General features: G+C 56.3%; 23 protein-coding genes. 8 read left to right on the forward strand and 15 right to left on the reverse strand.

What is annotated here, in order from left to right; all coding sequences use genetic code 11:
- Positions 1 to 34 precede the first annotated feature (34 nt).
- Positions 35 to 814 (forward strand): enoyl-CoA hydratase/isomerase family protein, encoded by a 780-nt coding sequence (locus tag HZS80_RS13540; protein WP_179916378.1) that lies wholly within the window; start codon positions 35 to 37, stop codon positions 812 to 814.
- On the opposite strand, the gene HZS80_RS13545 is transcribed toward HZS80_RS13540, so the two are convergent.
- The 7 genes from HZS80_RS13545 to HZS80_RS13575 form a co-directional block, all read right to left on the reverse strand.
- Positions 796 to 1,755 carry an NAD(P)H-dependent flavin oxidoreductase gene (locus HZS80_RS13545; protein ID WP_179916379.1) on the reverse strand — a complete coding sequence of 320 codons (960 nt, stop codon included), beginning with the start codon at positions 1,753 to 1,755 and terminating at the stop codon, positions 796 to 798. The genes HZS80_RS13540 and HZS80_RS13545 overlap by 19 nt on opposite strands.
- A gap of 72 nt (positions 1,756 to 1,827) precedes the next feature.
- Complete coding sequence (locus HZS80_RS13550) at positions 1,828 to 2,754, reverse strand: electron transfer flavoprotein subunit alpha/FixB family protein (protein WP_179916380.1); 927 nt, start codon at positions 2,752 to 2,754, stop codon at positions 1,828 to 1,830.
- Positions 2,755 to 2,783: 29 nt separating this feature from the next.
- Complete coding sequence (locus HZS80_RS13555) at positions 2,784 to 3,533, reverse strand: electron transfer flavoprotein subunit beta/FixA family protein (protein WP_035555646.1); 750 nt, start codon at positions 3,531 to 3,533, stop codon at positions 2,784 to 2,786.
- 143 nt (positions 3,534 to 3,676) lie between these two features.
- Positions 3,677 to 5,065 (reverse strand): hypothetical protein, encoded by a 1,389-nt coding sequence (locus HZS80_RS13560; protein WP_179916381.1) that lies wholly within the window; start codon positions 5,063 to 5,065, stop codon positions 3,677 to 3,679.
- Positions 5,062 to 5,523: a PaaI family thioesterase gene (locus tag HZS80_RS13565; protein WP_179916382.1), complete on the reverse strand. Its 462-nt coding sequence runs from the start codon at positions 5,521 to 5,523 to the stop codon at positions 5,062 to 5,064. The genes HZS80_RS13560 and HZS80_RS13565 overlap by 4 nt, the downstream gene beginning before the upstream one ends.
- Complete coding sequence (locus HZS80_RS13570; RefSeq protein WP_179916383.1) at positions 5,520 to 7,121, reverse strand: class I adenylate-forming enzyme family protein; 1,602 nt, start codon at positions 7,119 to 7,121, stop codon at positions 5,520 to 5,522. The genes HZS80_RS13565 and HZS80_RS13570 overlap by 4 nt, the downstream gene beginning before the upstream one ends.
- A complete protein-coding gene (locus HZS80_RS13575) occupies positions 7,121 to 8,272 on the reverse strand; it encodes an acyl-CoA dehydrogenase family protein (protein WP_035555633.1) in 1,152 nt (383 codons plus the stop codon). Before HZS80_RS13575 ends, HZS80_RS13570 begins: the two co-directional genes overlap by 1 nt.
- Positions 8,273 to 8,488: 216 nt before the next feature.
- On the opposite strand from HZS80_RS13575, the gene HZS80_RS13580 reads away from it, so the two are divergent.
- The 7 genes from HZS80_RS13580 (at position 8,489) to HZS80_RS13610 (ending at position 15,800) form a co-directional block, all read left to right on the forward strand.
- Positions 8,489 to 10,012, forward strand: a complete 1,524-nt coding sequence (locus tag HZS80_RS13580) for a 3-hydroxyacyl-CoA dehydrogenase (RefSeq protein ID WP_035555630.1) — start codon at positions 8,489 to 8,491, stop codon at positions 10,010 to 10,012.
- A 30-nt stretch (positions 10,013 to 10,042) separates the two neighbouring features.
- A complete protein-coding gene (locus tag HZS80_RS13585; protein ID WP_179916384.1) occupies positions 10,043 to 11,251 on the forward strand; it encodes a 3-oxoadipyl-CoA thiolase in 1,209 nt (402 codons plus the stop codon).
- Between the two features lie 102 nt (positions 11,252 to 11,353).
- Entirely contained in the window at positions 11,354 to 12,175 is an 822-nt protein-coding gene (locus tag HZS80_RS13590) for an IclR family transcriptional regulator (RefSeq protein WP_179916385.1), read from the forward strand.
- Between the two features lie 93 nt (positions 12,176 to 12,268).
- Positions 12,269 to 13,402: an MlaE family ABC transporter permease gene (locus tag HZS80_RS13595; protein WP_179916386.1), complete on the forward strand. Its 1,134-nt coding sequence runs from the start codon at positions 12,269 to 12,271 to the stop codon at positions 13,400 to 13,402.
- The gene (locus tag HZS80_RS13600; protein WP_179916411.1) at positions 13,402 to 14,226 is read left to right on the forward strand and encodes an ABC transporter ATP-binding protein; all 825 of its coding nucleotides are present in this window, start codon (positions 13,402 to 13,404) and stop codon (positions 14,224 to 14,226) included. Before HZS80_RS13595 ends, HZS80_RS13600 begins: the two co-directional genes overlap by 1 nt.
- Positions 14,227 to 14,232: 6 nt before the next feature.
- Positions 14,233 to 15,174 (forward strand): MlaD family protein, encoded by a 942-nt coding sequence (locus HZS80_RS13605; RefSeq protein WP_179916387.1) that lies wholly within the window; start codon positions 14,233 to 14,235, stop codon positions 15,172 to 15,174.
- A complete protein-coding gene (locus HZS80_RS13610; RefSeq protein ID WP_035555612.1) occupies positions 15,171 to 15,800 on the forward strand; it encodes an ABC-type transport auxiliary lipoprotein family protein in 630 nt (209 codons plus the stop codon). The genes HZS80_RS13605 and HZS80_RS13610 overlap by 4 nt, the downstream gene beginning before the upstream one ends.
- 25 nt (positions 15,801 to 15,825) lie before the next feature.
- On the opposite strand, the gene HZS80_RS13615 is transcribed toward HZS80_RS13610, so the two are convergent.
- The 8 genes from HZS80_RS13615 to osmF all read right to left on the reverse strand — a co-directional run bounded on the left by HZS80_RS13615 (position 15,826) and on the right by osmF (position 25,194).
- Positions 15,826 to 17,688, reverse strand: a complete 1,863-nt coding sequence (locus HZS80_RS13615) for a protein kinase domain-containing protein (RefSeq protein ID WP_179916388.1) — start codon at positions 17,686 to 17,688, stop codon at positions 15,826 to 15,828.
- An 11-nt stretch (positions 17,689 to 17,699) separates the two neighbouring features.
- Positions 17,700 to 18,947 (reverse strand): 2-oxo acid dehydrogenase subunit E2, encoded by a 1,248-nt coding sequence (locus HZS80_RS13620; protein ID WP_179916389.1) that lies wholly within the window; start codon positions 18,945 to 18,947, stop codon positions 17,700 to 17,702.
- Positions 18,948 to 18,963: 16 nt separating this feature from the next.
- Positions 18,964 to 19,941 carry an alpha-ketoacid dehydrogenase subunit beta gene (locus tag HZS80_RS13625; RefSeq protein WP_179916390.1) on the reverse strand — a complete coding sequence of 326 codons (978 nt, stop codon included), beginning with the start codon at positions 19,939 to 19,941 and terminating at the stop codon, positions 18,964 to 18,966.
- Between the two features lies 1 nt (position 19,942).
- A complete protein-coding gene (locus HZS80_RS13630) occupies positions 19,943 to 21,145 on the reverse strand; it encodes a thiamine pyrophosphate-dependent dehydrogenase E1 component subunit alpha (RefSeq protein WP_179916412.1) in 1,203 nt (400 codons plus the stop codon).
- 170 nt (positions 21,146 to 21,315) lie between these two features.
- Positions 21,316 to 22,089 (reverse strand): ABC transporter permease, encoded by a 774-nt coding sequence (locus tag HZS80_RS13635; RefSeq protein WP_179916391.1) that lies wholly within the window; start codon positions 22,087 to 22,089, stop codon positions 21,316 to 21,318.
- Positions 22,082 to 23,044 carry an ABC transporter ATP-binding protein gene (locus tag HZS80_RS13640; protein ID WP_035555597.1) on the reverse strand — a complete coding sequence of 321 codons (963 nt, stop codon included), beginning with the start codon at positions 23,042 to 23,044 and terminating at the stop codon, positions 22,082 to 22,084. Before HZS80_RS13640 ends, HZS80_RS13635 begins: the two co-directional genes overlap by 8 nt.
- Entirely contained in the window at positions 23,041 to 24,240 is a 1,200-nt protein-coding gene (locus tag HZS80_RS13645; protein WP_179916392.1) for an ABC transporter permease, read from the reverse strand. Before HZS80_RS13645 ends, HZS80_RS13640 begins: the two co-directional genes overlap by 4 nt.
- A 27-nt stretch (positions 24,241 to 24,267) precedes the next feature.
- The gene (gene osmF / locus HZS80_RS13650; protein ID WP_035555590.1) at positions 24,268 to 25,194 is read right to left on the reverse strand and encodes a glycine betaine ABC transporter substrate-binding protein OsmF; all 927 of its coding nucleotides are present in this window, start codon (positions 25,192 to 25,194) and stop codon (positions 24,268 to 24,270) included.
- Positions 25,195 to 25,198: the final 4 nt, after the last annotated feature.

A 25,198-nucleotide genomic window follows, 5' to 3' on the forward strand; every position in this document is an offset into this window, starting at 1 on the left:
CATGTTGCCTTGAAAAGTTAAAGTGGAGCGCTATATGCCAGACCCTCTCAGCGAGTTAGTCACTGTTAGCGCTATTGATGATGGCATCGTCGAAGTAGCGATTGCGCGCCCAGAGGTACGTAATGCCCTCAATGAAGCCACCGCCTTGGCACTCAATGAGGCGCTAGCGGCAGTGGCAATTGATGAACAGGTTCGCTGCGTGATTCTGCGTGGGGAAGGCAGCGCGTTTTGCGCTGGCGCTGATCTGGCGGAGTTTGAGAAAGCCACGGCTGAGCCCGCCAGCGAGCGGCTGGAAACGCTCTTTCTACCCGCCCTGCGCAGTTTAATGACGATGGATAAGCCGGTGATAGCGGCCGTTAACGGAGCTGCTGCAGGTATAGGCGTTTCTTATGTGCTCGCCAGCGATATGGTGGTGATGGGCAGCTCTGCTTATCTCAAGCTTGCCTTTATCAATATTGGTTTGATTCCCGACGGGGGCGCCTGCTGGCATCTGGTACGCAAGCTTGGCCATGCTCAGGCGTTTGAAATGGCCGCCTTGGCAACCCCCATTGCGGGTGAGCGCTGCGTCGCACTCGGCTTGGCTAACCGCGTCGTCGAAGATAACCAGGTGCTAGCGGAGGCGCGTTCGCTGGCCCAAGCGCTGGTCGCGCAGTCGTCCCAGGCATTAAGCGCTACCAAACGCGCCCTGCGTGAAGCCGCACAACGCTCGCTGAATGACACGATGGCGTTGGAGGGCGAGTTACAGGATCAGTGCAAAGCCTCTGAAGATTTCCAGATACGCCTGGCGGCGTTTCGTCAAAGCCGGCGTAAATGATTCAGCGCTTGCTGGTAGTCCTGGCGCAGCGTGTCTATCTCTTCTGCCACGCTATTAAGTGTGGAAATACTGCCTACGCCCTGCCCCGCCCCCCAGATATCCCGCCACGCTTTGGCTTTGCTGCTACCCCCCGAGCCGTAGCGCATAGCACTTTTATCGCCTTCAGGCAGCGCATCCGGGTCCAATCCTGCCTGTTCAATACTCTGACGTAGATAGTTACCGTGCACCCCAGTAAACAGGTTGGTATAGACAATGTCCCCCGCGGCGGCGTCTAACACCATCTGCTTATAGGCGGCTTGAGCGTTTGCCTCTTGGGTGGCAATAAAGCGCGTGCCCATATACACCAAGTCAACGCCTAGCGCTTGAGCGGCAACGATCTGTTCGCCTTGGGTAATCGCCCCCGCCAGCACCAGCGGCCCGTCGTAGAAGCGCCGCACCTCGGCCACAAACGCAAAAGGGTTTAAGCGTCCGGCATGGCCGCCCGCACCGTGGCACACCAATATTAAGCCATCGACACCAGCATCAACGGCCTTCTTGGCATGGCGCAGTGTGGTGACATCATGAAAGACCAGCCCACCATAGGCATGCACTTGTTCCACCACTTGATTAGGCGCGTGCAGGCTGGTGATCACCAACGGCACCTTAAACTCGGCGCACAGTGCGATATCGTGCGCTAAACGGTCATTGGTAGGATGAACGATTTGATTAACCGCAAAGGGCGCCGAAGGCTGTTCTGGGTGATGCTGATCATACTCCGCCAGGGTTTGCGTGACCTGCTGCAGCCACTCGCGCAGGGCTTCCGCTGGGCGGGCATTGAGCGCTGGAAAAGCGCCAATAATGCCTGCCTGGCACTGGGCAATCACCAACTCCGGGCCTGAGACGATAAACATCGGAGAGCCGATCACCGGCAGAGTTAACGAAGCGGTTAGGCACGTTAGCATAGGGCCACTCACTATTGTTATGGTCGTTAAAAAGCCCCTTACGGGGCTTTTACGAGACTCTCTTAAGGGCGTTTACAGCTTGCTCTCAAGCTCCGGCAGTATCTCGAATAGATCGCCCACCAGCCCGTAGTCAGCAACCTGGAAGATCGGCGCTTCGTCGTCTTTGTTGATCGCAACGATGACCTTAGAGTCTTTCATACCCGCCAGGTGCTGGATGGCGCCGGAGATACCCACGGCAATATACAGATCCGGGGCAACGATCTTACCGGTCTGACCAACCTGCATATCGTTGGGCACAAAACCTGCGTCTACCGCGGCGCGAGAAGCGCCAATGGCCGCGCCTAGTTTGTCGGCAATGCCATCAAGCAGCTTGAAGTTTTCGCCGTTGCCCATGCCGCGACCACCGGAGATCACCACCTTGGCACCGCCCAGCTCAGGCCGATCAGATTTCGCCAGCTCCTCTTTGACAAAGCTGGACTGGGTGTTTTCCACCACGGTGTCGACCGCTTCAATTGGTGCACTGCCGCTAGCGCCTACCGCGTCAAAGCCGGTGGTGCGGATGGTGATGACCTTCAGCGCGTCATCGCTTTTAACCGTGGCGATGGCGTTACCGGCATAGATCGGGCGCAAGAAAGTGTCGGCACTCTCCACACCAAGCACATCCGACAGCTGGCTAACATCTTTCAGGGCCGCCAGGCGTGGCAGCACGTTTTTGCCGGTGGTGGAGGCGCTGGCCAGCACGTGGGTGTAATCACCAGCCAGCTCAACCAGTAGCGCACCCATGGGCTCGGCCAGTTGGTGGGCGTAAACGGCGTTATCGGCGACGCGCACTTTGCTCACGGCGTCAAGCTTGGCGGCAGACTCGGCCGCGGCTTGCACCTCTTCACCGGCAACGAGAACGTCGATATCGCCGCCGATGGCTTGGGCGGCCGCCACAACGTGTGCGGTGGTGCCAGCCAGTTGGCCTTCGTGTAGATCAGCAAGTACCAGAATGCTCATGGAATCAGCTCCTCTTTAAAGCACCTTGTTCAAAGTACTTTGGCTTCGTTTTTGAGTTTATCGATCAGTTCGTCTACCGAGGCGACTTTAACGCCACCCTTGCGCTCCGCTGGCGATTCGACTTTTAGCAGGCTCACCTTGGAGGCAACCTCGACACCGTAATCGGCGGGGGTTTTGACATCCAGCGGCTTTTTCTTGGCCTTCATGATATCGGGGAGCTTGGCGTAGCGCGGCTCGTTGAGGCGCAGGTCGGTGGTCACAATCGCCGGCAGCGTCAGGGCAATGGTTTGCAGACCGCCGTCGATTTCACGGGTCACATGCACCTTGTCACCGTCGACCGCCACTTCTGACGCAAACGTGCCCTGGGGCAGGCCGGTCAACGCGGCAAGCATCTGGCCGGTCTGGTTGTTGTCGGTGTCGATGGCCTGTTTGCCGAGAATCACTAAGCCCGGCTGCTCTTCCTCGACCACTTTAGCCAGTAGCTTGGCCACGGCCAGGGATTCGGCGCGCTCATCGGTTTCGATATGAACGGCACGATCCGCGCCCAGCGCCAGTGCCGTACGCAGCTGCTCTTGGGCGGTTTTGGGGCCAACGGTGACGGCAACCACTTCTGTGGCCACACCCTTCTCTTTCAGGCGTACCGCTTCTTCCACGGCAATTTCGCAGAACGGGTTCATGGCCATTTTGACGTTAGTGAGATCCACGTCCGAGTGATCCGCTTTAACGCGAATTTTGACGTTGTAGTCGATAACGCGTTTAACCGCGACGAGAATTTTCATAAGGCGTGCTCCAGGCGATTAATAAATACTTCATGCGATTAACAAATATACAGTTTCGCATAGCAGAATATTGTTTCACTTTATAACAAGAACAATAAAAAAACGCCGGACAAAGGTCAAGCGCTTCTTTATTGTGGCGCCCCTTAAAAAGGTGACCAGACAAACCACCCCGCTAACAGTGGAATCGAGGTTACCAGAAATCGGCCGTTCCAACGGTAGCCAATGCGTGTGGCGGGCACCCCGGTAAACCGCGATAAAATCAGCATGGATGCCGTCATCGGCGACGACATTAGCGCCAGCGCCCAACCTACCATGAGTGACGCGCCAATTAGCGGCGGCGTCAGGCCCTCAATAGCTAATTGTGGCAGTAAGCCCACCAATAGCGTCACCGTTACAATCGGATTAACGCCTATTTGGGCAAGCCCCACCACCATTAGCATAGCCAGCACGGCATTAAAGGCGCCCCACTGATTTAACACGGTTAATAGCGGTGCCAACTGTTGTGTATCCACTAATCCAACGCATAAGTGGCCTAAATAGCCCGCTGCTCCCAACACCACGATTTCATTGGCACTGGGCGACAGCAACCAAGGTAGCTGACGATGCACCACCGTCATTGCCGCAGGTAGCCCGCCATAGCCGAGCCTGCGTCGCTGCCAGGCAAGCCATAGAAATGCACCGGTAGGTGCGCCCAACAGCGCGGCAATAGGCAGCCGTAAATCAAGCAGCCAGGCAATAGAGAACACCAGCGCGACAATACCGACAAGCAACACGCTAAACTGCGCCAGCGGGCGTAAAGAAGGTGAAGTTGCCTGTGCTTTATTGGCAGGCGGATGCGGACCGGTTAAGTAATCCACTGCCCAACCCGCTAGAAAAATCAGCATTGCGGCGCCCAAAATATACGGCGCAAGCTCAAGCCAGGTGACTTGAGGAAGGCTCGACAGCACGACCGCGACGCCGATACCCATGGGCGAAATAAGTGGCGCCAGGGAGAACCCACGCAGCAGCGCCAGCATCATGCGCCGCTGGCGAGCTTCGCGAACCCAGGCGCGCCCTTGGGCGGCGCCTAGCGTGTTGCTTTTTTCGATCATGGCGGCGAACAGATTAAGCACGCCAATATTAAGGATAATTCCAAACAGTGCCGAACCTAACGACAAAATGGGGTAGCGGCGGCTGGGGGGTTGATGCAACATACTCTGACCGCATCGGCGCACCAAACGGGAACGATAGGCAGGTAAGCGCAGCATACTCAGCGCCACCACAAAGGTGGCAAAAAAAGCAAAACGCCCGCTGGCCTCAAACAGCAGTTGAGCGGGGTTTGGCGATCGCCACAACGCGACTAGCGTCAACACGCCCGCCACCAGCAGCAACCCTTTGGCCATACGGGTAAGCTGACCCACCAGCGTTGCTAAATAGAGCAGCAATGCGCCAATGCCAACCGCCTGCCAAAATAGGTTGCCGACCACCAGATGGTATAGCGTTGCCAGAGTGACTAGCAGCAGTAGCGAGACCCGCAGACGGGCTGGGCTCACTCAGCAGGCTCCCCGGGGTTGTTATCCGCAAAGCCCTCAGGCGATTCGCTACCTCTGCGACGGCGAAATGAACCTTCACCCATGGCCACTAAAGTGCCCTGTTCATCGACGATCTTGCCGCTGCTCATATAAGTCTTCTGACCGCCACCGCGCACACTGCCTGTTGCCCTTAGCACGCCCTGCCGAGCGGGTCCAACAAAGGTGGTAGTCAGTGACAGCGTCATTCCCCGGCGAATATTGCCGGGTACGTCACAGTGCAGACCTGCCAAGCTCAGCGCACTATCCAGCATCGAGGCCAATACGCCACCGTGCACATTACCACTACGGTTTAGATGTTTGGGCTCGATAGTGAGCTCCACCACGGCGCGGTCTGGCTGCCCCTGCATGCCCAGCAGTTCGTGATAGCCCATCAGCGCTTGTTGAGACGTATCTGACGTATGTATTTGCGAAGGGCTCATAACCCGCTCTCCTGCTGTGCTAAATCCCGCAACCGCCCTTTAAGAATTTTGCCGCTGGCGGTGGAAGGTAGCGTATCCATCAATACAATTTGAGTAGGCCGTTTGTAAGGCGCCAACCGCTCGGCGATAAACGCCTTGAGCTCCGCCATATCAACGTCAACGCCCGGCTCACACTGCACAAAGGCCACGACTTCTTCGTTACCGGCGATCTGGCGCCCTACCACGGCAGTCAGTGTTACTGCCGGGTGCTCGTTGATCACCGCTTCCACGTCCGGTGGGTAGATATTGAAGCCCGAGCGGATAATCAGCTCTTTGCTACGCCCCACGATATACAGCTGGTCATCATGATCGAGCTTGGCAATGTCGCCGGTGTTGAGCCAACCCTCTTCGGTCAGAGTAGCGCGGGTGGCTTCCGGTTGGCGAAAGTAGCCTTTCATAATATTGGGGCCGCGCACCCACAGTTCACCCACTTCATCACCGGGCTGCTCGGCAGTGCCGCTATCGCTTAGCGGTTCCAGACGATACTCCAACAGGGGCAATACACGACCAACAGTGCTGTTGGTATGGCGATCATCAATACGGGTTTGACTGATGGTGGGGCTGGCCTCGGTTAATCCGTAGCCATTATGTAGCGTTAGGCCAAAGGCTGCCTCCACCCGCACTTTGGTGTCGCTATCCAACGGCGAACCACCCGCAGACATGTAAATCAGCTCAGGCGCTTCAAGAGTGCGTTGCTCGCGTTTTAAAAACTCTAACGCCCGGGCATACATAGCGGGCACGCCCTGGAGCACGGTGATTCGCTCCTGCTTTAGTGTGTCCAGCATATGCGCTGCATCAAAACGCGGCACGGTATAGAGGCAGGCGCCGTTATACAGCGACCCCATACAGACCGATGAGAGACCGAACACGTGAGACATAGGCAGCACGCCATACACCCGTTGGCCTTCGCTTAAGTGACGCATGCCGCCTGAGATTGAGGCGATATAGAGAATGCCACGATGAGTCAGCATGACGCCTTTAGGGGTGCCGGTCGTGCCCGAGGTGTAGATCATGGCGGCCACCTGTTCGGCACCGCTCGCGCAGACCGGCTCGGGTTCGCTCTCGTATAGAGAAGAAATCGCCAGCCCACCCAACTGAGGGTGCTGATAGCGGTCGGCGGCGTGGCGCTCGGCGTGCTGGCACGCCTCTGGCGACGCATCGCAGGTATAGAACACGCGCCGGGGCAAGCAGTTGCCCTGGATCAGGTCAACTTCCTGAGCTGAGAGGCGCGAATTCACAATCGCTACCCACACATCCATCTCGCTGGCGGCCAGCAATAGCACGACCAGGGCGCGGCAGTTTTCGCTCACCGTCATAATCCGGTCGCCTGGGCGAATATCCAACGCGCTTAACCAGTCGCAGGCGGCGTGTATTTCTTCACCCAGCTCTGCATAACTCCAACGCACACTGCCATCCACAATGGCGGGCTGATCACCCATACGTTTGGCATTTTCAAGCACGCGGGTGCTGAGCCGCTCGGGAAGCTCAGCCACTAGTTCGCTAGCGAGACGTCCAAAAATACTTTCATCCGGCGCTTGGTAAGGTACCGACAAAGCCATTAGGACGCCTCCCGCACCATATTCCGAGCAATCACGATCTGCTGAATTTGCGTAGTACCTTCGTAAATACGGAATAGCCGTACATCACGGTAGAAGCGCTCAACGGCGTACTCGGACATATAGCCCGCGCCGCCGTGCACCTGCACGGCGCGGTCGGCCACACGGCCTACCATTTCGGCGCAGAACAGTTTGCAGCAGGAGGCCAGCGTCGAAACATTTTCGCCGTCATCTTTGCGCCGCGCGGCATCCATTACCATGGTTTTGCCTGCGTAGGCTTCGGTTTTGCTATCTGCCAGCATGGCTTGAATCAACTGGTGCTCGGCAAGGGCAGCACCAAACTGCTTACGCTCCATGGTGTAGCGTAAAGACTCTTCCACTAAGCGTTCAGCCACACCGACACAGACTGCAGAAATGTGCAGCCGTCCGCGGTCCAGCACCTTCATGGCCGTTTTAAAACCTTGCCCCTCTTTACCGCCAATAATGTTTTCGGCGGGGACCCGGCAGTTATCAAAAATAATATCGCAGGTGTGAGCCCCCTTTTGGCCCATCTTGCTATCCGCCGCGCCGCGCACTAAGCCAGGGGTGTCGCCTTCAACAATAAACGCAGAAATACCGCCCGCGCCTTTATTCTCCGGGTTGGTGCGTGCCATCACAGTGAACAGGTCAGCTTCGGGGCCATTGGTGATATAGCGCTTGGTGCCGTTCAAGATGTAGTGGTCGCCGTCGCGCACCGCGGTCGTCCGCAGGCTGGCCGCGTCGGAGCCTGAATCCGGCTCGGTCAAACAGAACGAGCTAAGAATCTCCCCCGTTGCCAAACGCGGCACATACTTGGCTTTCTGCTCGTCGGTGCCATCAATCAAAATGCCCTGGGCACCAATGCCGTTGTTAGTACCAAACACCGAGCGGAAGGCGGGCGACGTTTTACCTATCTCCATCGCCACCAACGCTTCTTCTTCCATGGTCAGCCCCAGGCCGCCGTACTCTTCTGGAATCGAAAGCCCAAACAGCCCCATCTCTTTCATTTCAGCAAGGATTTCCGGCGGTACCGCGTCCTCCTCTGCCAGTCTCGCCTCATTGGGAATTAGGCGTTCACGGACAAAACGGGCGATGGTATCGACAAGCTGGTTAATCAGTTCGGGATCGCGAATCATGACGGCTCCTGGTGGCAACGGGTTTTATAGTTAGCGTTATCATTAGAAGTAGCGCTGAGCATGGACAATGCGCATATTTTGCATAGCAAAACTATTGTTCACTATTCTTGTCAGGCACTTTTGCATAGCCTAGGATGGCAGTCAATAATTGAAACACAGTTCTGCAATGCAGAATCAAAATCTATAAAGCACTCACTTGCAGCGAGGATTTGGCGTATGGCTAGCGAATCAACACCTTCCCCCTTCACCACGCTTGGCATTGTCGGCACTGGCGCCATGGGCCGTGGCATCGCTCAACTGGCGGCCCAAGCAGGCCTAAAGGTCATACTGTTCGATGTTAAGGAGGGTGCTGTAAAAGAAGCCAAAACGTTTATTAACGGCCTATGGGAGAGAAGTGCTGATAAGCAGCGCATCACTAAAGAGCAGGCGCAGCATTATAGTGAGCAGTTAACAGAGGCAAGCGAACTCGCCGCGCTGGCCCCCTGCGATATCGTCGTAGAAGCCATTGTCGAGAAGCTTGAGGCCAAGCAGGGTCTGTTCAGTGATTTAGAAACGATTGTCAGCCAGCAGGCCGTGCTAGCGACCAATACCTCTTCACTATCCGTCACCGCCATTGCCGCTACCTGCCAACACCCTGAGCGAGTGATTGGTTTCCACTTCTTTAATCCCGTCCCACTGATGAAGATTGCCGAGGTCATTCCTGGTTTACGCACCGCCGATGAGGTCACCCAGCGGGTGAATGCTCTGGGCAAAGCCATGGGCCACTTTACTGCCCAGGCTACCGATACGCCTGGATTTCTAGTCAACCACGCCGGGCGCGCCTTCGGCACCGAAGCGCTGCGTATTCTAGGCGAAAGCGTTACCGACCCAGCCACCATTGATCGCATTATGGTTGATCAGGGTGGTTTTCGAATGGGGCCGTTTACGTTGCTGGACCTTACCGGACTGGATGTCTCCCACGCGGTGATGGAATCGGTGTATCACCAGTATTATGAGGAAGCGCGCTTCCGCCCTTCACCGCTAACGCGGCAGCGCTTGGCTGCAGGCTTGCTGGGGCGTAAAACCGGCGAAGGCTTTTACCGCTATGTGGAAGGCAAGCAACAAATGGCGGATGAGCCCGCTATCGCTGAGGTGTCTCCTTGCCCGGTGTGGATCAGTCAAGACGACCCCGAATCCGCCGCAGCACTCGCTGAATTGGTCAACACGGCGGGCTGGCCATTAGAGACCGGCCCACAGCCCACTGAGCAAGCGCTCTGCCTGCTGACGCCTTTTGGTGAAGACGCTACTAGCTGTGCGCTGCGCCAAGGGCTAGACGCCAAACAGTGCGTGGCGGTGGATATGCTCGCGGGGCTAGATAAACGCCGCAGCATGATGACCACACCGATAACTCAGCACACCTTCATTCAAGCAGCGCAAAGCCTACTCAACCACGACGGCACCCCGGTGAGCACGCTTCAAGACAGTAACGGCTTTGTTCTTCAACGCGTTGTTGCCTGCATCGTTAACGTTGGTGCCGAGATTGCCCAGCAAAGCGTCGCGGAACCCGCCACTATCGACCGCGCAGTTGAGCTGGGTTTGGGCTACCCCTTCGGCCCGCTACTTATGGGTGACCATTACGGCGCCACGCGTATTATGACGATACTCAATAACCTGCTCGAGGCCACCGGTGACCCACGCTATCGCCCTAGCCCATGGCTGCGCCGTCGTGCCGCTCTGCAAATGTCGCTAACGACTGCTTAACAACAACTTAACAACAACAGGAAAACCATCATGCAAGACGCCTATATTTACGACGGTTTACGCACCCCTTTTGGCCGCCACGGTGGCAGCTTGGCGGCTATTCGCCCCGATGAACTGCTGGGGCTGACGCTGAAAGCGCTGGTCGCCCGCAACCCCTTTGCGCCGGAAAGCTATGAAGAGGTGTTGGCAGGCTGCACCAACCAGGCAGGTGAAGACTCCCGTAACGTGGCCCGCCACGGTGCATTGTTGGCAGGCCTGCCTATTGAAGTGGCGGGCCAAACCGTCAACCGGCTTTGTGGTAGTGGCTTGGCGGCGATGATGGATGCTGCCCGGGCAGCTCGACTGGGTGAAGGCGAGCTGTTTTTGGCCGGTGGCGTTGAGTCCATGTCCCGCGCACCTTATGTATTGGGTAAAGCAGACTCCCCTTTTGCCCGCAACCAGCCGATGTTCGACACGGTGATAGGTTCACGCTTCCCCAACCCCTGGATTGCCAAAGAGTACGGCAGCCACAGCATGCCGGAAACCGCCGATAACATTGCCCATGATCTCAACATAGGCCGCGATGCCAGCGATGCGTTTGCCGCCCGCTCCCAGGCGCGCTACGCCCAGTCACTAGCAGCCGGCTTCTACGACGGTGAGATGTTTGGTGTAGAAGTGCCTCAAGGCCGCAAACAGCCACCCCTGCTGATAGATAAAGACGAGCATCCACGCCCGCAAAGCACCGAAGATAAGCTGGCCAAGTTAGGCGCACTGTTTGAGGGCGGCGTAGTGACCGCAGGCAACGCCTCAGGCCTTAACGATGGCGCCGCCGCCCTAATTGTGGGCACCCAGGCTGCCGGTGAGCGTGTAGGCTTAACCCCACGCGCGCGCATTATTGCCAGCGCCGTTGCCGGTGTTGCGCCGCGGGTGATGGGGTTAGGGCCAGTACCCGCTTCACAAAAAGCGCTGGCGCGTGCCGGGCTTACCCTTGAGCAGATGGATGTGATTGAAATTAACGAAGCGTTTGCCGTTCAGGTGCTTGGCTGCGTGCAGCAGTTGGGGCTCTCCGTCGACGATCCACGCTTGAATGCCAACGGCGGCGCTATCGCCATTGGCCATCCCCTAGGGGCTTCAGGAGCACGCTTGGCGCTTACGGCTCTCCGACAGCTTGAAACGACCGGTGGGCGCTATGCGTTGGTTACCATGTGCATCGGCGTCGGTCAGGGCATTGCCACAATTATCGAGCGTCTGGACAGCTGATTTAGTGTCAAACAGCCGCTATTTCGTTGATAGGCATGAACGCTGCGTCTAAGTAGATATGCGATACTGGGCGCCATAAGCCACCTATTGTTGGGATATTGAATGCACCCCACCGACACTGATGCTGACGACCTGCAGTTGCCCGGAAAAGATCGCAACTTTGTGACTGCGCTCGCGCGCGGCTTAGAGTTGCTGCGCGCCTTTGGCGCAGGTGAAGAGTATTTAGGCAATGCTGAGCTGTCCAACCGTACAAGTATTCCTCGCCCGACGGTGTCACGGTTAACCTATACCCTGACCCAGTTGGGCTATCTCCAGCACAATACCCACCTGGAAAAGTACCGCCTTGGGCCAGGTGTCTTGGCCTTGGGGTATCGCTTTCTTGCCAATATGGGTATTCGCGAAATTGCTCGCCCGCATCTGCAGAAATTTGCCGATGCTACCGACTGTAACGTTAGCCTGGGTGGGGCCGACCGCAGCGACATGGTCTACCTGGAAACCTGCCACGGCCATGGGCCGCTAATCATTCGCCTGGACACGGGCTCCCGCCTGCCCATTGCCACTTCTGCGATTGGCCGTGCCTGGCTATGCGGCTTGTCTGACGAACGGCGCCAGCAGGTGCTCCAGGAGTTGGCCAGCGAGTATGGTAGTGACTGGCCGCGTTATGAAGCGGGTATACAACAGAGCTTTAAAGACTATGCGCAGTACGGTTTTTGCCTCTCTGAGCAGGATTGGCAGCGCGATATTAGCGCCGTGGCGATGCCGCTGATTTTGGAAGATGGCGCCGAGGTCATGGCGATTAACTGCGGCGGCTCCAGCCTGCGCTTGGATCACGACCGCTTGGTTAATAACTTAGGCCCTCGTCTCAAGGAAGTCGCTAATCAGATTAAGCAGGAACTAGCGCCAAGAGACCGCTCGGCACGGTAAATTCAAGCTAGGGAGACTTTAACTAACGCCCGTTTGAATGCATCATAGACTTCTAAGCAAGCGCATCGATACCAAGAACGCCAAGGAGTGGGGATGCCAAGCGAGTGGATAGCGCGTCATGATCAAACAGTAACCCTCAAAGGCGAGTGGACGCTTGCCAACTACCGGCATATCAAAACGGCGCTTATTCACACAGAGCTCATTAACACAGAGCCCGGCAAGCCAACGGGTGCGACAGTTTCGCTAGACGCGATCACGCGCCTTGATACCGCTGGTGCCATACTCATCGTTGAGCTGATTGGCGTTGAGAAAGCGCGTGCAGTAGCCGACTGGGCAGCAGAGCTGCCGAGAGAGCAGCAGGCACTGCTTGTGCGTATTGCCGAAGCCATGGAAGCGCCGCTTGATGTTGCTCCTCCTTCCTATTCACGTATTAGCCAAGCGCTTGCCAGTGTGGGCCAACAAATGGTGGGGCTTTGGTCTCAGCAGCACCAGCTGCTGGCCTTTATTGGTCTTGTCATGGCCACCCTCTTCCATCTGGCATTGCGGCCACGCCACTGGCGTTTAACGGCCACCGTTGCCCATATTCAGCAGAGCGGTCTTAACGCCGTACCCATCGTCGCACTACTAACCTTTATGGTGGGTGCCGTCGTGGCTTTCCTTGGCGCTACCGTTTTGCAGGATTTTGGCGCCACCATTTATACCATCGATCTTGTTGCGTTCTCTTTCTTGCGGGAGTTCGGCGTTCTGCTTGCTGCGATCCTACTCGCAGGACGAACCGCCAGCGCCTTTACTGCCCAGATCGGCGCCATGAAATCCAACGAAGAGATTGATGCCCTGCAGGCCCAAGGGCTAGATCCTATCGAGCTTTTGGTACTCCCAAGGGTAATGGCGATGTTAATTAGCCTGCCCATGCTCGCCTTTGTAGGTATGCTCAGCGGCTTAGCGGGTGGCGCCATGGTCACCTCCCTATCACTGGATATTTCACTTACCCAGTTTATGGCCACGTTGCAAAAAGACGTATCGGTGACGCATTTTTTGGTAGGCCTTAGCAAAGCACCGGTGTTTGCCTTTGTGATCGCCGTTATTGGCTGCCTTGAAGGCTTTAAGGTCAGCGGCAGCGCGCAGTCGGTGGGAGAACACACCACGTCAAGCGTCGTTCAATCGATTTTTATGGTGATTCTGATTGATGCCGTCGCCGCGCTGTTCTTTATGGAGATGGGCTGGTGATAGATTCAGCTAAATCGACACCACAACCCGATCAACCGGTGATTCAGGTAAAGGGATTAGTTAACCGTTTCGGCGCCCATGTAGTTCATGAAAACCTGGATTTGACCCTTAAGCGCGGAGAAATTCTTGGCGTTGTGGGCGGTTCAGGTACCGGTAAATCAGTGCTTCTGCGTAGTATCGTTGGTTTGAAACGACCCAATGGCGGCGCGGTTGAAGTGCTTGGCAATACGCTTAACGAGCTAGACGACAAGCAACGTAGCCAAATAGAGCGGCGCTTTGGCGTGCTGTTTCAGCGCGGTGCGCTGTTTAGCTCGTTGAACCTACAAGAGAATATTGCCCTACCGCTAATTGAACATGCCAGGCTACCCCGTGAAGACGCCGAGCATCTTGCCAGGGTCAAGCTTGCGCTGGTCGGGTTGCCGCCACAGGCAGCACTGCAGTTTCCTGAGTCGCTATCTGGTGGCATGGTCAAGCGCGCCGCCCTCGCCCGCGCCTTAGCGCTTGACCCTGAGATTCTATTCCTTGATGAACCGACCGCTGGGCTTGACCCTATCGGCGCGGCGGCCTTCGATCAGTTGCTAGTCACCCTTCGCAATGCGCTGGGATTCAGCGTATTTCTGGTTACCCATGACTTGGATACGCTATACGCCGCCTGCGACCGGGTAGCGGTACTCTCGCAAAAACGCGTATTAGTCGTAGATACCATTGATAAAGTGGCGGATACCGACGACGAGTGGGTTCAAGACTACTTTCACGGGCCGCGTGGTCGAGCCGCTCAGCGTGCTCATGCCGCCTTTTCAACGAATGCTTACACTCAGGAGTGAGGGTCGATGGAAACCCGCGCACATCACGTTTTGATAGGTCTGTTCACACTGGGAACCGCCGTCGCGGCGCTGCTGTTTGCACTATGGATGAGCTACGCAGCCGGTGAACGTAGCTACCAGCCTTACCGCATTCTATTTGAGCGCAGCGTTAGCGGCTTATCGGTCGGCAGCCGAGTGCAATATAACGGTATTGAGGTGGGGGACGTCACCGAGCTTAACCTTAATCCTGATGACCCTCGGCAGGTGATTGCCCATATCCGCGTTTACGATGACGCACCGATCAAGACGGACACGCGGGCAAAACTTGCCTTTGCCAGCATCACCGGCAGCATGTCTGTGCAACTCCACGGCGGCACCCCTGAAGCCCCGCTGCTGATTGACCAAACCGATATCGAAGCGCCGTTTATAAGCGCAGACCCTTCGCCCATCGCCACGCTGTTCGATGAAGGCGAAGATATGATCGAGAACATCAACTCAATCCTGAAAAACGTTAACGAGCTGTTTGACGATAATAACCGTGATCAGGCAGGCAATATTTTAACCAACATTGCTCAGATTACCGAGATGATTGCCGCCCAGCAGAACGCCTTGGATCAAAATATGGCGCTTTTCGGCGAAGCCACTCGCCAAGCAACTAACACGCTTAGCAGCATCGACGCACTTAGCCAGGAAGCGACACAGCTGCTGCGTCAAGAGGGCCGGCTGGTAATGCAGAGCGCCGCTGATGCGAGTAGCGATGTCGCCCGGGCGGCTCAACGCATTGAGCAGTTAGTGGAAACTAACGCTGGTGCCATCGAGGGCAGCCTGCAGGGCGCGCAAGATATTGCCCCAGCGCTCTCTTCGCTGCGCTCCACGCTCGATACATTGGATCGTATTACCCGCCAGCTAGAGGAGAGCCCAACAGACTTTTTTCTGGGCCGTGATCAGGTAGAGGAGTTCCGCCCATGAAGTTACGCCCCGCTGTTTTCGTTTCTGTTGTCTGCGTTACTGCCGTACTGCTGATGAGTAGTGGCTGTTCAATATTGCCCGAAAGTGAGCCAGCGACGCTGTATCGTTTGCCCAGTAGCGATATACAGCCCGTCACATCAGATTCTATGACCACCCGCCAACGCCTTGCTGTGGCTGCTCCGCAGGCGGGGCATTTACTGAGTAGCAACCGTATTGTGGTTTACCCAGAGGGTAATGTGGTTAATGTGTACGAAGCTGCCCGCTGGCAAGAGAATGCCCCTGCTTTACTCCAATCGCGCTTGATCACTGGGTTACAGCAGAGCCGCCTATTCGCCAGCGTGGGTAGCGATAGCCTGCCTTCCGAGCAACTGCTGCTCAGCGAACTACGTCACTTTCAGAGCGACTACGCTACCCGTCCGCCCACGGTGAAAGTTCAGCTCGATGTTCAGCTCGTCAGCACTCAAAACCGCGCTTCAATCGCGTCTCAAAGCTTCACCACCAGCGCGCAATCAATAAGCACCGATATACCTGATGTGGTTAATGCGTTTGGTATCGCTAGCGACGAGCTTGCTGAGGAACTGGTCAACTGGCTGGCCAATCAGGAGGAAGCTAATCCCCTTGATTAAGCTAGCAGTGACTAAGCCAGCGTGATTAGGACGTTGTTGCCCTTCGGACATACTCCCGCGGGTCGCGGGGGTAGTAGCGTTCGGGTTGGCTTTCAAGATGAGTAAAATAACGGGTGTCTTTGTAGGGCATCTTCATGTAGCCCGAGACGCCTAGACCCTCTATTTGGTCTACCGAGGCGAGAATGCGCGCCAGCAGCGTGCGGAACTCTCCCTCTCGAGCCGGATCCAGCAGGCGGTAGTAGCTGTGTATTTTGAGGTGCTGTGGCAGCGCTTCAAAAATGATCATGCCGGTATGGTGAATATCATTGAGCTGCTGCAGCACATGCATAATCGCCTCGGGCAGTACCAACAGCTCTTCTGGGTCGGGGCCATCCTCAAAGTAGCTGTGCTGACGGGTGCGATCCTCGAGCTCCGGTACTGCGCTCAACTCATAGCCTATCGCCATGCTGGGTTCGCTAACGAAAGCTTCATCCACGGAAGCTCGTTCTAAGTGCAGTGTTTGCCGCGCGTTAAACAAGCAGCTTTTAAACACGCCCTGGCGGTGAATTGCCCGCGCCAAGTGCACCATATTATTGACCGCTTCGATAAACGCAGGTTTCAGCGTCGGGTCGTGTAAATTTAACGACGAGTCGATATATACCCCTTCCCGCTCCCAGCGTACCGCCAAGCCCCCCACCACCGGATATTTGCCCAAGCGGCTCACCGACGCCAAAAAGGCCTTTTCGGTTTCACCCATACCCTGCATAAACTGTTTGTAATAGCGATCGAGTTGTACGTCATTGACATCATTCAGGGTTTCTTGAGCATGCTCTTCCTGTGAAAAGGCTTCGCGCAGGAAGGCTTTGCGCGAGCTATAGACCACGGTATCGATCTCCTGATGCGCGGGGCGCGCCCATACCGGCACCAGCGGTACATTGTGCGATGCGGGCAGATCGATCATTACGACTCTGGCCATACGCGACATGTGGTTTAGAAAGTAGTCGCCTGCTTTGCGCCGCACCAGAGGGTCGGGGTCGAGCATTCCATCCAGGGTGCGGGCAAACTCCATCGGTAACCCCAGCGAACTGGCGGGAATCGCCCGATGGCCAAATCGACACGACTGCGCCGACGCCAGCGCATACAGGGTGCCTGCTGCGCCCTGCTCATCAAATCGCGGCGATGACAGTGCGCCGTTTAACTGCTCTTCGCCAATAAAGTAAACATCGCCCAGTCGGGCATTGGTTTGCTGCAGATTATCCGACATCAGCTCCATGACGTTGGCGCCCACAAACTGCAGTTGAGCATCCAATTGGGCAAATACCGATGAGCCCCAATCGATTAGCGCAATAGACTCCTGCTCGGCGTCATATACCAAGTTAGAAGGCTTAATATCGCCATGCACTACCGGCCGTGCCTGGGAGCCTGACTCCCGGCGCAGGGTAAGCAGGATGTCGGCCAACTGCGCCGCCATGCGCACAATCAAGCGGGGTGAGAGGCGCCCCTGTTTAAGCGATACCTGCTCTAGATTCCAGCCGGGGGCACGCTCCATCACCAGAATGGACTGCCCCCGGGAACGCTGGTAGGCAATGAGACCTGGTATGCGAGGATGGGACACCTGCTCGAGCATAAACGCCTCCTCTTCGAGGCGTTCCTGCAAGTGCGTGGGTAGGGTAATGCGCGAGAATTTAAACACATAGTGCGCTACAGCACCTTGGTGGACGGTGCTGCCAGCAAATACAAAACCGTAGGCACCCTTGCCAATGAGCTCGATGCCCTGATAGCCCAACTGGGAGAGCTGCGCCTGGCACAGCGCCACCCAGTCTTTAAGCTTGCGGGCATCGTGATGACTCAGCAGATATACCGACTGCTCTTCGGGTATGTAAAACTGCTGAAGCGGTGCCTGGGACATAAGTCGCCCTGCTAGCCCAAGTGAAGCAGCATGGTCTCTGGGGCTTCCAGAAAGCCCTTCCAGGCATTACAGAAACGCGCAATGGTACCACCGTCGATAAAGCGGTGATCGCCCGCCCAGGTGATGGTCATAATCGCGCGGCGCTGCACCTCACCCTGCTCATCAAAGCGCGGTAACCATTGGGTTTTACCAATCGCCACAATGGCGGCTTCCGGCGCGTTAATAATCGGCGCGGCGTAGGTGCCTCCCAGTGCACCGATATTGGAAATACTAATGGTGCCGCCTTTTAGATCCGCCTGATCTACCCGCCCCTCCCGCGCCGATGTTGTTAAACGGCCGACTTCCCGGGCAATATCCAATAGGGTTAAGCGCTCAACGTTTTTGACATTGGGCACCATCAAGCCCGCTTTGCTATCCACCGCCATCCCGATATTGCACTGGGTGTAGTAGTGCAGCTCATCCCCCGCGGCATTTAGCTGGGCATTAACGATGGGCTCTTCGGCGATAGCTAACGCCATGGCTTTCATAAAAAATGGCATCAGCGTCAGCCGCTCGCCCTGGGCCTCGGCCACCGCTTTCAAGCGCTCTCGCAGCGCCAGCAGTACGGTAACATCGATCTCTTCGCCGTAGTGAAAATGCGGAATAGTGCTGGCTGCCTCGACCATACGCTTGGCCATGACGGCCCGCACGCCGCGGAGGGGCTCTACTCTTGGCGCTTTGCTTTCGATTGAGCGCTTAACGCCTGCCTGGCTTGGTGCCGCTGCTATTTGCGCTGGTTGATCAAGATGCGCCAGCACGTCCTCTTTTAACACCCGGCCATCTTTGCCGCTGCCAGCGATCTCCGTAAGCTGTAGCGAGTGTTCACGCACTAGGCGCCTAACGGCAGGGCTGGCTGGCACCTTGTCATATAAGCGGCCAGCCGCCGAAGTACCTGAAGTAGTGGACGGTTCCGGCGTCTTTGGCTTATCGCTGGAGGCCGATTGCGCAGTTTCTGGCTCGGCCTCGCTCATAGTGTTACTGGCCCCATCCACTTGATAGGCATACAGCGGCGCATGGACTTTAGCAATTTGACCCTGGGCCACATAGAGTTTGGTCACGACACCTGCTTCGGGGGCGGTAATCTCCACCAGAGCCTTGTCGGTCATGACCTCAACGATAGGCTGGTCTTCTTCAATTTGATCGCCTTCAGCGACGCGCCATTCGACGACTTCGCACTCGACAATACCTTCGCCAATATCCGGTAGTAAAAAATCGCTCATTGTTTTTCTCCTGGCGCTAAAAGTTGACGCTTTCGCGAATCGCTTCAAAAATCTTCAGGTGATCAGGCAGATACTCTTTTTCCAGCACCAGCGGAAAAGGCGTATCCAGACCCGTCACCCGGGCAATGGGCGATTCCAGGTAGAGAAAACAACGCTCTTGAATAGTGGCGGCAATTTCACCGGCAAAACCGCCGGTTAACGGCGCTTCATGACTCACCACGAGGCGACCAGTTTTTAACACCGATTCAGCTACCGTATCCGCATCCCAGGGTAGCAGTGAGCGTAGGTCGATCACTTCACAGGCGATGCCCTGCTCTTCGGCTAACTCGACCGCTTTGCCGATTACCTCCATCTGCGCGCCCCAGCCCACCACGGTAATATCCGTGCCCTCTTTGGTGATTTCGGCTTCGCCAATGGGAAGCTGGTAATCCTCTTCAGGCACGTCGCCTACCGAAGCGCGATAAAGACGCTTAGGCTCCAGAAAAAGTACCGGGTCCGGGTCGCGGATAGCAGCAAGCAGTAGCCCTTTGGCCTGATAGGGGTTGCGCGGCACCACCACCTTAAGTCCGGGCGTATGAGTAAAATAAGCTTCGGGGGATTGGGAGTGATAGAGACCACCGGCGATACCGCCACCGTAAGGGGTGCGAATGGTCAAACCACCAACGTTAAACAGATCGCCTGAGCGGTAGCGGAACTTGGCGGTTTCGTTAACGATCTGGTCAAACGCGGGAAAGATATAGTCAGCAAACTGTATTTCTGCCACAGGCACTGAGCCCTGGGCCGCCAAGCCGTTGGCAAAGCCTATAATGCCCTGCTCGACAAGGGGAGTGTTGAAGCAGCGCGCTTTGCCGTACTTCTCCTGCAAGTGACTGGTGGCCCGAAATACGCCGCCAAAAATACCCACGTCTTCACCAAAGCAGATGACTTTTTCATCCTCGGCCATGGCGATATCCAGTGCATTATTAATTGCCTGGAGCATGTTCATGGTAGCCATGTTACGCCTCTCCCTGGGTATCAGTCTCGGTGCCCACGTCTAAATCCAACGACTGCGCCCCGCGGGGATAAGCCTCGGGGTAGCGACGGATGTGGCGTTTTAACTGATCGAATTGGCGCTGCAACGACGGAGTGATATCGGCATACACATCGCTGATCAGGCTCTCCAGCGGCGGTGACGAGCGTTTCTCTGCTCGCTTCATGGTTTCCAGCACTTCACGACGCAGGGTTTCCTGCTGGGAGGTCTCCTCCTCTTCGCTCCACCATTGTTTCTTCAGGAGCCATTTTTGCAGCCGCAGCAGTGGGTCTTTGGCGCGCCACACCTCCTCCTCATCTTTCGAGCGGTAGCCAGAAGGGTCATCGGAAGAGGAGTGTGCGGCAAGGCGATAGCTCATGGCCTCGATCAATACCGGCTGATTTTGCTCAACGGCGATCTTACGTGCCAGCCGGGTTGCCTCGTAAACAGCCAGCACGTCGTTGCCATCTACCCGGATCACATGCATGTGGTAGCCAAAGGCACGCGGTGCGATACCGTCGGCAGCAAACTGCTCGACGGCAGGAGTGGAAATCGCATAGCCATTGTTACGGCAGAAGAAAATCACCGGCACCTGATGCACTGAGGCCATATTCAGCGCGGCGTGGAAATCACCCTCTGAGGCAGCGCCTTCCCCAAAAAAAGTTAACGTGCAGTGACCGTTACCAGCCAATTTTTGGCCGTAAGCGTAACCCGTGGCCTGAGGAATCTGAGTCGCTAAGGGGGACGAAATGGTCATGTAGTGCAGCTTGCGCGACCCATAATGAATCGGCATTTGACGGCCTTTGCCGTAGTCCAGCTCGTTGCCGAACAGCTGATTCATAAATTCGTCGATTGAGAAGCCGCGATACATCAAGGCGCCCTGCTCGCGGTACTGCGCCATAATCATATCGGCGTCATTTAGCGCAGCGGTGGCGCCCACTACGGCGGCCTCTTCCCCGGTACACTGCATGTAGAAGCTCAACCGCCCCTGGCGCTGAGCGGCCATCATGCGTTCATCGAGAATACGCGTGGCCAGCATTGCCTGGTAAATGCGCCGGGCATGGTCACGTTCAAGCGCCGGTTCAATGGCGCCGCTATAGAGCTCACCCTCGGGATTAAGCAGGCTAAAGGTGGGAATCGAAAATTCGTCGCCGGTCATGAACTCCGGCTGGTGTACGTACTGTGTCATCATTATTGTCCTTGTTTTACCCCTTTTGAGGGCAGTGTTGTTGGTATTGACCGTTTATGCCAGTGGATTTATCTGCCATAGGCCAACGCAACATCCAGGGTTACCACAACAATAAGGACAGTACCGCAGCACAAGAACTTTAGGGATGCTACTTAAGGCGCAGAGAGAGCTTAAGGCGCAGAGAGGCGGGAACGTAGTTGACGCTGCAGCAGTTCAAACAGGCTGTCGACCGTCAATGCCAATAACGCAATGGTCAACGCCCCCTGAACTACATAGGCCATATTGCCGTTAACGATGCCGGAGATAATCGGGTCGCCAAGGTTACTGGCTCCAACAGTCGCCCCCAGAGCAGCCGTGGCGATATTGATGGTGACAGAGGTGCGAATGCCCGCCAGGATGACTGGGGCCGCCAGCGGCAGCTCGACATAACGCAATGTCTGTGTCGGCGTCATGCCCATGGCGTGTGCGGCGGTCTTTATGTCGATATCAACCGCCTGCAGTCCGGCAAGCGTATTACGCACGATGGGCAGCATGCCATACAGCATCAAGGCGACAATGATGGGCAAGGTACCAAATCCGAGTACAGGTACCGCCAGCGCCAGCACGGCCACAGGCGGGAAGGTTTGTCCCAGCGAGGCCAACTGCCCTACCAGCGGTAAAAAATCACTGCCGCGCTCGCGAGTTACCGCAATGCCAGCTGAGACGCCTACAACAACGGTCACAAGCGCCGCTATGCCCACCACAAGGAGGTGGCGGCCCAGCAGTACATAGAAATCAGCCCGGTCATAAATCACCTGCCTGGCATCGGGTTCTATCCAGCGAAACAGTGGCTCGGCAGCAGACATGGCCACAACGCTGAGCAACAGCAGTGCTCCCCACACCAGTGGCCAAAGCCACAGCGGGGCTCTTTTGCGTGGCTGCGCGACACTCAGCGAATTACTCACGCGCACTTCCTTTATCCAGTTGTGCTTCCTTGATGATCCTGCGCAGCGATAGCTCGCCAATGGGGACATCGTGCTGATCGACAACTGTAAGCCTATCGCTGTGGTCGCGCAGCATCATGGAAAGCGCCTGACGCAGCGAAAAATCGGCCGGGATTCGTGATTGAGCGGGCAGAGTCGGCCCCATGGAGGTCATGTGATCTTTAACGCGGGTTAAAGCAGCCTGTTTGAGCCCCCGTTCAAGCCCTCCCAACAATGACTCGACAAACGAGTCGGCTGGCTGTTGCAACAGCGCGAGCGGAGAACCCTGCTGCACGATTCGCCCTTCGCGCATCACCACCAAATGATCCGCTAGCTTGAGGGCTTCATCCATGTCATGGGTAACGAAGACCACCGTTTTGTGCAGCCGCGCCTGTAGTTTGGCCAGCTCATCCTGAAGCTTTTCACGGGTAATCGGATCAAGGGCGCCGAAAGGTTCATCCATCAGCAAAATATCGGGGTCCGCGGCCAATGCCCTTGCCACACCGACTCGTTGCGCCTGCCCACCTGAAAGCTGGTGAGGATATTTATGCGCAAACTCCCCGACAGGCAAGCCTAGCAAGTCCATCAACTCTTCGACCCGCCCCTGGACATCGGCGGCTGACCACTTCAATAAACGCGGTACCAAACCAATATTGCGCGCCACGTTCCAGTGAGGGAACAAACCGGTGTGCTGAATGACATAACCAATCCGGCGGCGTAGCTTTACCGGGTCATACACCTCAATGGCCTGGCCATCCAGAATAATGTCACCCTCGCTATGCTCGATTAAGCGATTGATCATGCGCAGCGTGGTCGATTTACCACAGCCGGAGGTACCTACCAGCGCACAAAATTTGCCCTTAGGCACACGCAGCGAAATATCATCCACCGCGGTTTCTTCACCAAATCGCTTTGAGACATGGGAAAGCTCAATCATCGTGTTCCTCCGGGGCGCAGTGCTTCTGCCAGGGCGCCCAAGCCCGCATCCACGACCAGAGCCAGCATTAAAATGGGCAGTGCGCCGAGCAGAACCATGTCCATGGCTGCTTGACCCAAACCCTGAAAAATAAAGGTGCCGAGCCCACCCGCCCCGATCAAAGCGGCAACGGCGGTAAGACCAATGGCCTGAACCGTGGTAATACGCACCCCCTCAAGTAGCACCGGCAGCGCCAGCGGTAGCCGCACCTGCCAAAAACGCTGGCCAGCACGCATTCCCATCCCCTTGGCGGCTTCCAGGGTATCGGGGCTTACTTCTTCAAGAGCGATATAGGTGTTACGCACCATGGGGAGCAGGCTATAGGCAATCAGTGCGATCAAGGCAGGCGTCGTACCGATCCCGCTAACGCCAAGCTGGCCTAGCAATGGCACGTTGGCAGCAAGCCAAGCAAGCGGCGCCAGTAGCAGGCCAAACAAGGCAAGACTGGGAATGGTTTGTAGAAAATTGAGTACTGCGAAAGCGCTTTTCTGCAGCCGTGCATAGCGGCGCATCAGCATCGCTAGCACTAAGCCAACCACCACGCTAATACTGACGGCAGCCCCAACCAGCGTCACGTGCTGACCAATAGCTCTCAGAAACTGCCGATCACGCGCCTTAAACTCCTGCACCAAGGCAAGGCTATCCAGCCACAAAGTTGCACACAGCCACCACACCAATGCCACGCCACATAACAGCAGCGTGGGCCAGAGACGAGTGAGCTTTAAGCGTAAGCGTATTTCAATTAAGCACAGTAGTAATACAAACAGCACTACCCAATACGCTGCCCCCAGGCCTAAACGCGCCTGGGGCAGTTCAGGGTCAATCAGTAAATAGCTGCTGGCAATTAACCCCACGGGCATGAGTGCCATCAAGGTCATTACTGCCGCTAACAGAGCGCGATAGTGCCGGGGACTCGGTTGCCACGCTAATATGCCAATGAAACTGAGCAGTAATGTGGCTAACAGCGCGCCGGGCCAGCCTAAGGCCTCAAGCGCGCCGTAGCTCGTTCCCTGAACAATCCGATTGGGAGCCATGCTAACCACGTCCAAACTCCAGAATGCGGCCAGCATGATAAGACTGAGGCTAACAAGCACAGTGTTAGGGTGCCGCCCATCCCAGCGAAGCCGAGGGGTGGACAATGCATCCAGCAACGACATTAATTAGCTATCCCAGGCATAAACACATTAATCAGCTAGCGTATCCAGATAGTCGCTGGCCACTTGGGTCGGTGACAGCCCGTTAACGGCAACATCTGCATTTAACGTTTGCAGAGTGACCAGATCAAGGGTGGCAAAGACCTCGTTGAGCAGCGCTTCCATTTCGGGATACGTTTCCAGCACGCTTTCACGCACCACGGGGGCAGGCTGGTATACGGGCTGCACGCCTTTAGTATCTTCCAGTACGACCAGACCCAGTGCACTTAAGCCACCGTCGGTGCCATAAGTCATGGCGGCGTTAACGCCACTGGTTTGCTGGGCGGCGGCACGCATGGTGGCAGCAGTATTGCCACCCGACAGCACCAGCAGTTGCTCATCGCTCAATTCAAAACCGTAGGCTTCCTGAAACGCAGGTAACGCCTGTGCGGATTCCACAAATTCAGCGCTGGCGGCGAATTTGAACTCCCCTCCTTCCGCCAGATAGGCCGCGAGGTCTTCTAAACTGACCAATTCATTTTCAGTGGCTACGTCTTCGCGGACGCTCATTGCCCAGGTGTTGTTAGCACTAGCTGGCTGCAGCCAGACCAAGCCTTGTTCCGCGTCACGCTCTTTAACGGTTTCGAACGCTTGATCCGCATCGTTCCACACTGGACTGTCGGCCATATCAAAAAAGAAGGCACCATTGCCCGTGTACTCAGGGTACACATCAATTTCGCCAGCTTCTAATGCCGACCGCACAACGCTAGTACCACCAAGCTGTAAGCGGTTTTCGGTAGCAATATCGTTGCGTTCCAAAGTCTGAATGATCAGCTCACCCAACACCGACCCTTCCGTGTCGATCTTGGAGGACACCACTACCGGCTCATTGGCGCTGGCCTGGGAAAGGGAAAAAACGGATACGGCGCAAGCAACGATTAGGGGCTTAGCAATGATAGGATTAGCTGAAAAGCGCATCTTG

It is taken from the genome of Vreelandella glaciei (assembly GCF_013415125.1).
GTDB classification, from domain to species: Bacteria; Pseudomonadota; Gammaproteobacteria; order Pseudomonadales; family Halomonadaceae; genus Vreelandella; species Vreelandella glaciei.

What these genes read in the sequence shown, in the direction of transcription:
- HZS80_RS13540 (WP_179916378.1), top strand. Translation starts at nt 35, where the DNA reads ATGCCAGACCCTCTCAGCGAGTTAGTCACTGTTAGCGCTATTGATGAT.
- HZS80_RS13545 (WP_179916379.1), bottom strand. Translation starts at nt 1,755, where the DNA reads ATGCTAACGTGCCTAACCGCTTCGTTAACTCTGCCGGTGATCGGCTCT.
- HZS80_RS13550 (WP_179916380.1), bottom strand. Translation starts at nt 2,754, where the DNA reads ATGAGCATTCTGGTACTTGCTGATCTACACGAAGGCCAACTGGCTGGC.
- HZS80_RS13555 (WP_035555646.1), bottom strand. Translation starts at nt 3,533, where the DNA reads ATGAAAATTCTCGTCGCGGTTAAACGCGTTATCGACTACAACGTCAAA.
- HZS80_RS13565 (WP_179916382.1), bottom strand. Translation starts at nt 5,523, where the DNA reads ATGAGCCCTTCGCAAATACATACGTCAGATACGTCTCAACAAGCGCTG.
- HZS80_RS13570 (WP_179916383.1), bottom strand. Translation starts at nt 7,121, where the DNA reads ATGGCTTTGTCGGTACCTTACCAAGCGCCGGATGAAAGTATTTTTGGA.
- HZS80_RS13575 (WP_035555633.1), bottom strand. Translation starts at nt 8,272, where the DNA reads ATGATTCGCGATCCCGAACTGATTAACCAGCTTGTCGATACCATCGCC.
- HZS80_RS13580 (WP_035555630.1), top strand. Translation starts at nt 8,489, where the DNA reads ATGGCTAGCGAATCAACACCTTCCCCCTTCACCACGCTTGGCATTGTC.
- HZS80_RS13585 (WP_179916384.1), top strand. Translation starts at nt 10,043, where the DNA reads ATGCAAGACGCCTATATTTACGACGGTTTACGCACCCCTTTTGGCCGC.
- HZS80_RS13590 (WP_179916385.1), top strand. Translation starts at nt 11,354, where the DNA reads ATGCACCCCACCGACACTGATGCTGACGACCTGCAGTTGCCCGGAAAA.
- HZS80_RS13595 (WP_179916386.1), top strand. Translation starts at nt 12,269, where the DNA reads ATGCCAAGCGAGTGGATAGCGCGTCATGATCAAACAGTAACCCTCAAA.
- HZS80_RS13605 (WP_179916387.1), top strand. Translation starts at nt 14,233, where the DNA reads ATGGAAACCCGCGCACATCACGTTTTGATAGGTCTGTTCACACTGGGA.
- HZS80_RS13610 (WP_035555612.1), top strand. Translation starts at nt 15,171, where the DNA reads ATGAAGTTACGCCCCGCTGTTTTCGTTTCTGTTGTCTGCGTTACTGCC.
- HZS80_RS13615 (WP_179916388.1), bottom strand. Translation starts at nt 17,688, where the DNA reads ATGTCCCAGGCACCGCTTCAGCAGTTTTACATACCCGAAGAGCAGTCG.
- HZS80_RS13620 (WP_179916389.1), bottom strand. Translation starts at nt 18,947, where the DNA reads ATGAGCGATTTTTTACTACCGGATATTGGCGAAGGTATTGTCGAGTGC.
- HZS80_RS13625 (WP_179916390.1), bottom strand. Translation starts at nt 19,941, where the DNA reads ATGGCTACCATGAACATGCTCCAGGCAATTAATAATGCACTGGATATC.
- HZS80_RS13630 (WP_179916412.1), bottom strand. Translation starts at nt 21,145, where the DNA reads ATGACACAGTACGTACACCAGCCGGAGTTCATGACCGGCGACGAATTT.
- HZS80_RS13640 (WP_035555597.1), bottom strand. Translation starts at nt 23,044, where the DNA reads ATGATTGAGCTTTCCCATGTCTCAAAGCGATTTGGTGAAGAAACCGCG.
- HZS80_RS13645 (WP_179916392.1), bottom strand. Translation starts at nt 24,240, where the DNA reads ATGTCGTTGCTGGATGCATTGTCCACCCCTCGGCTTCGCTGGGATGGG.
- osmF (WP_035555590.1), bottom strand. Translation starts at nt 25,194, where the DNA reads ATGCGCTTTTCAGCTAATCCTATCATTGCTAAGCCCCTAATCGTTGCT.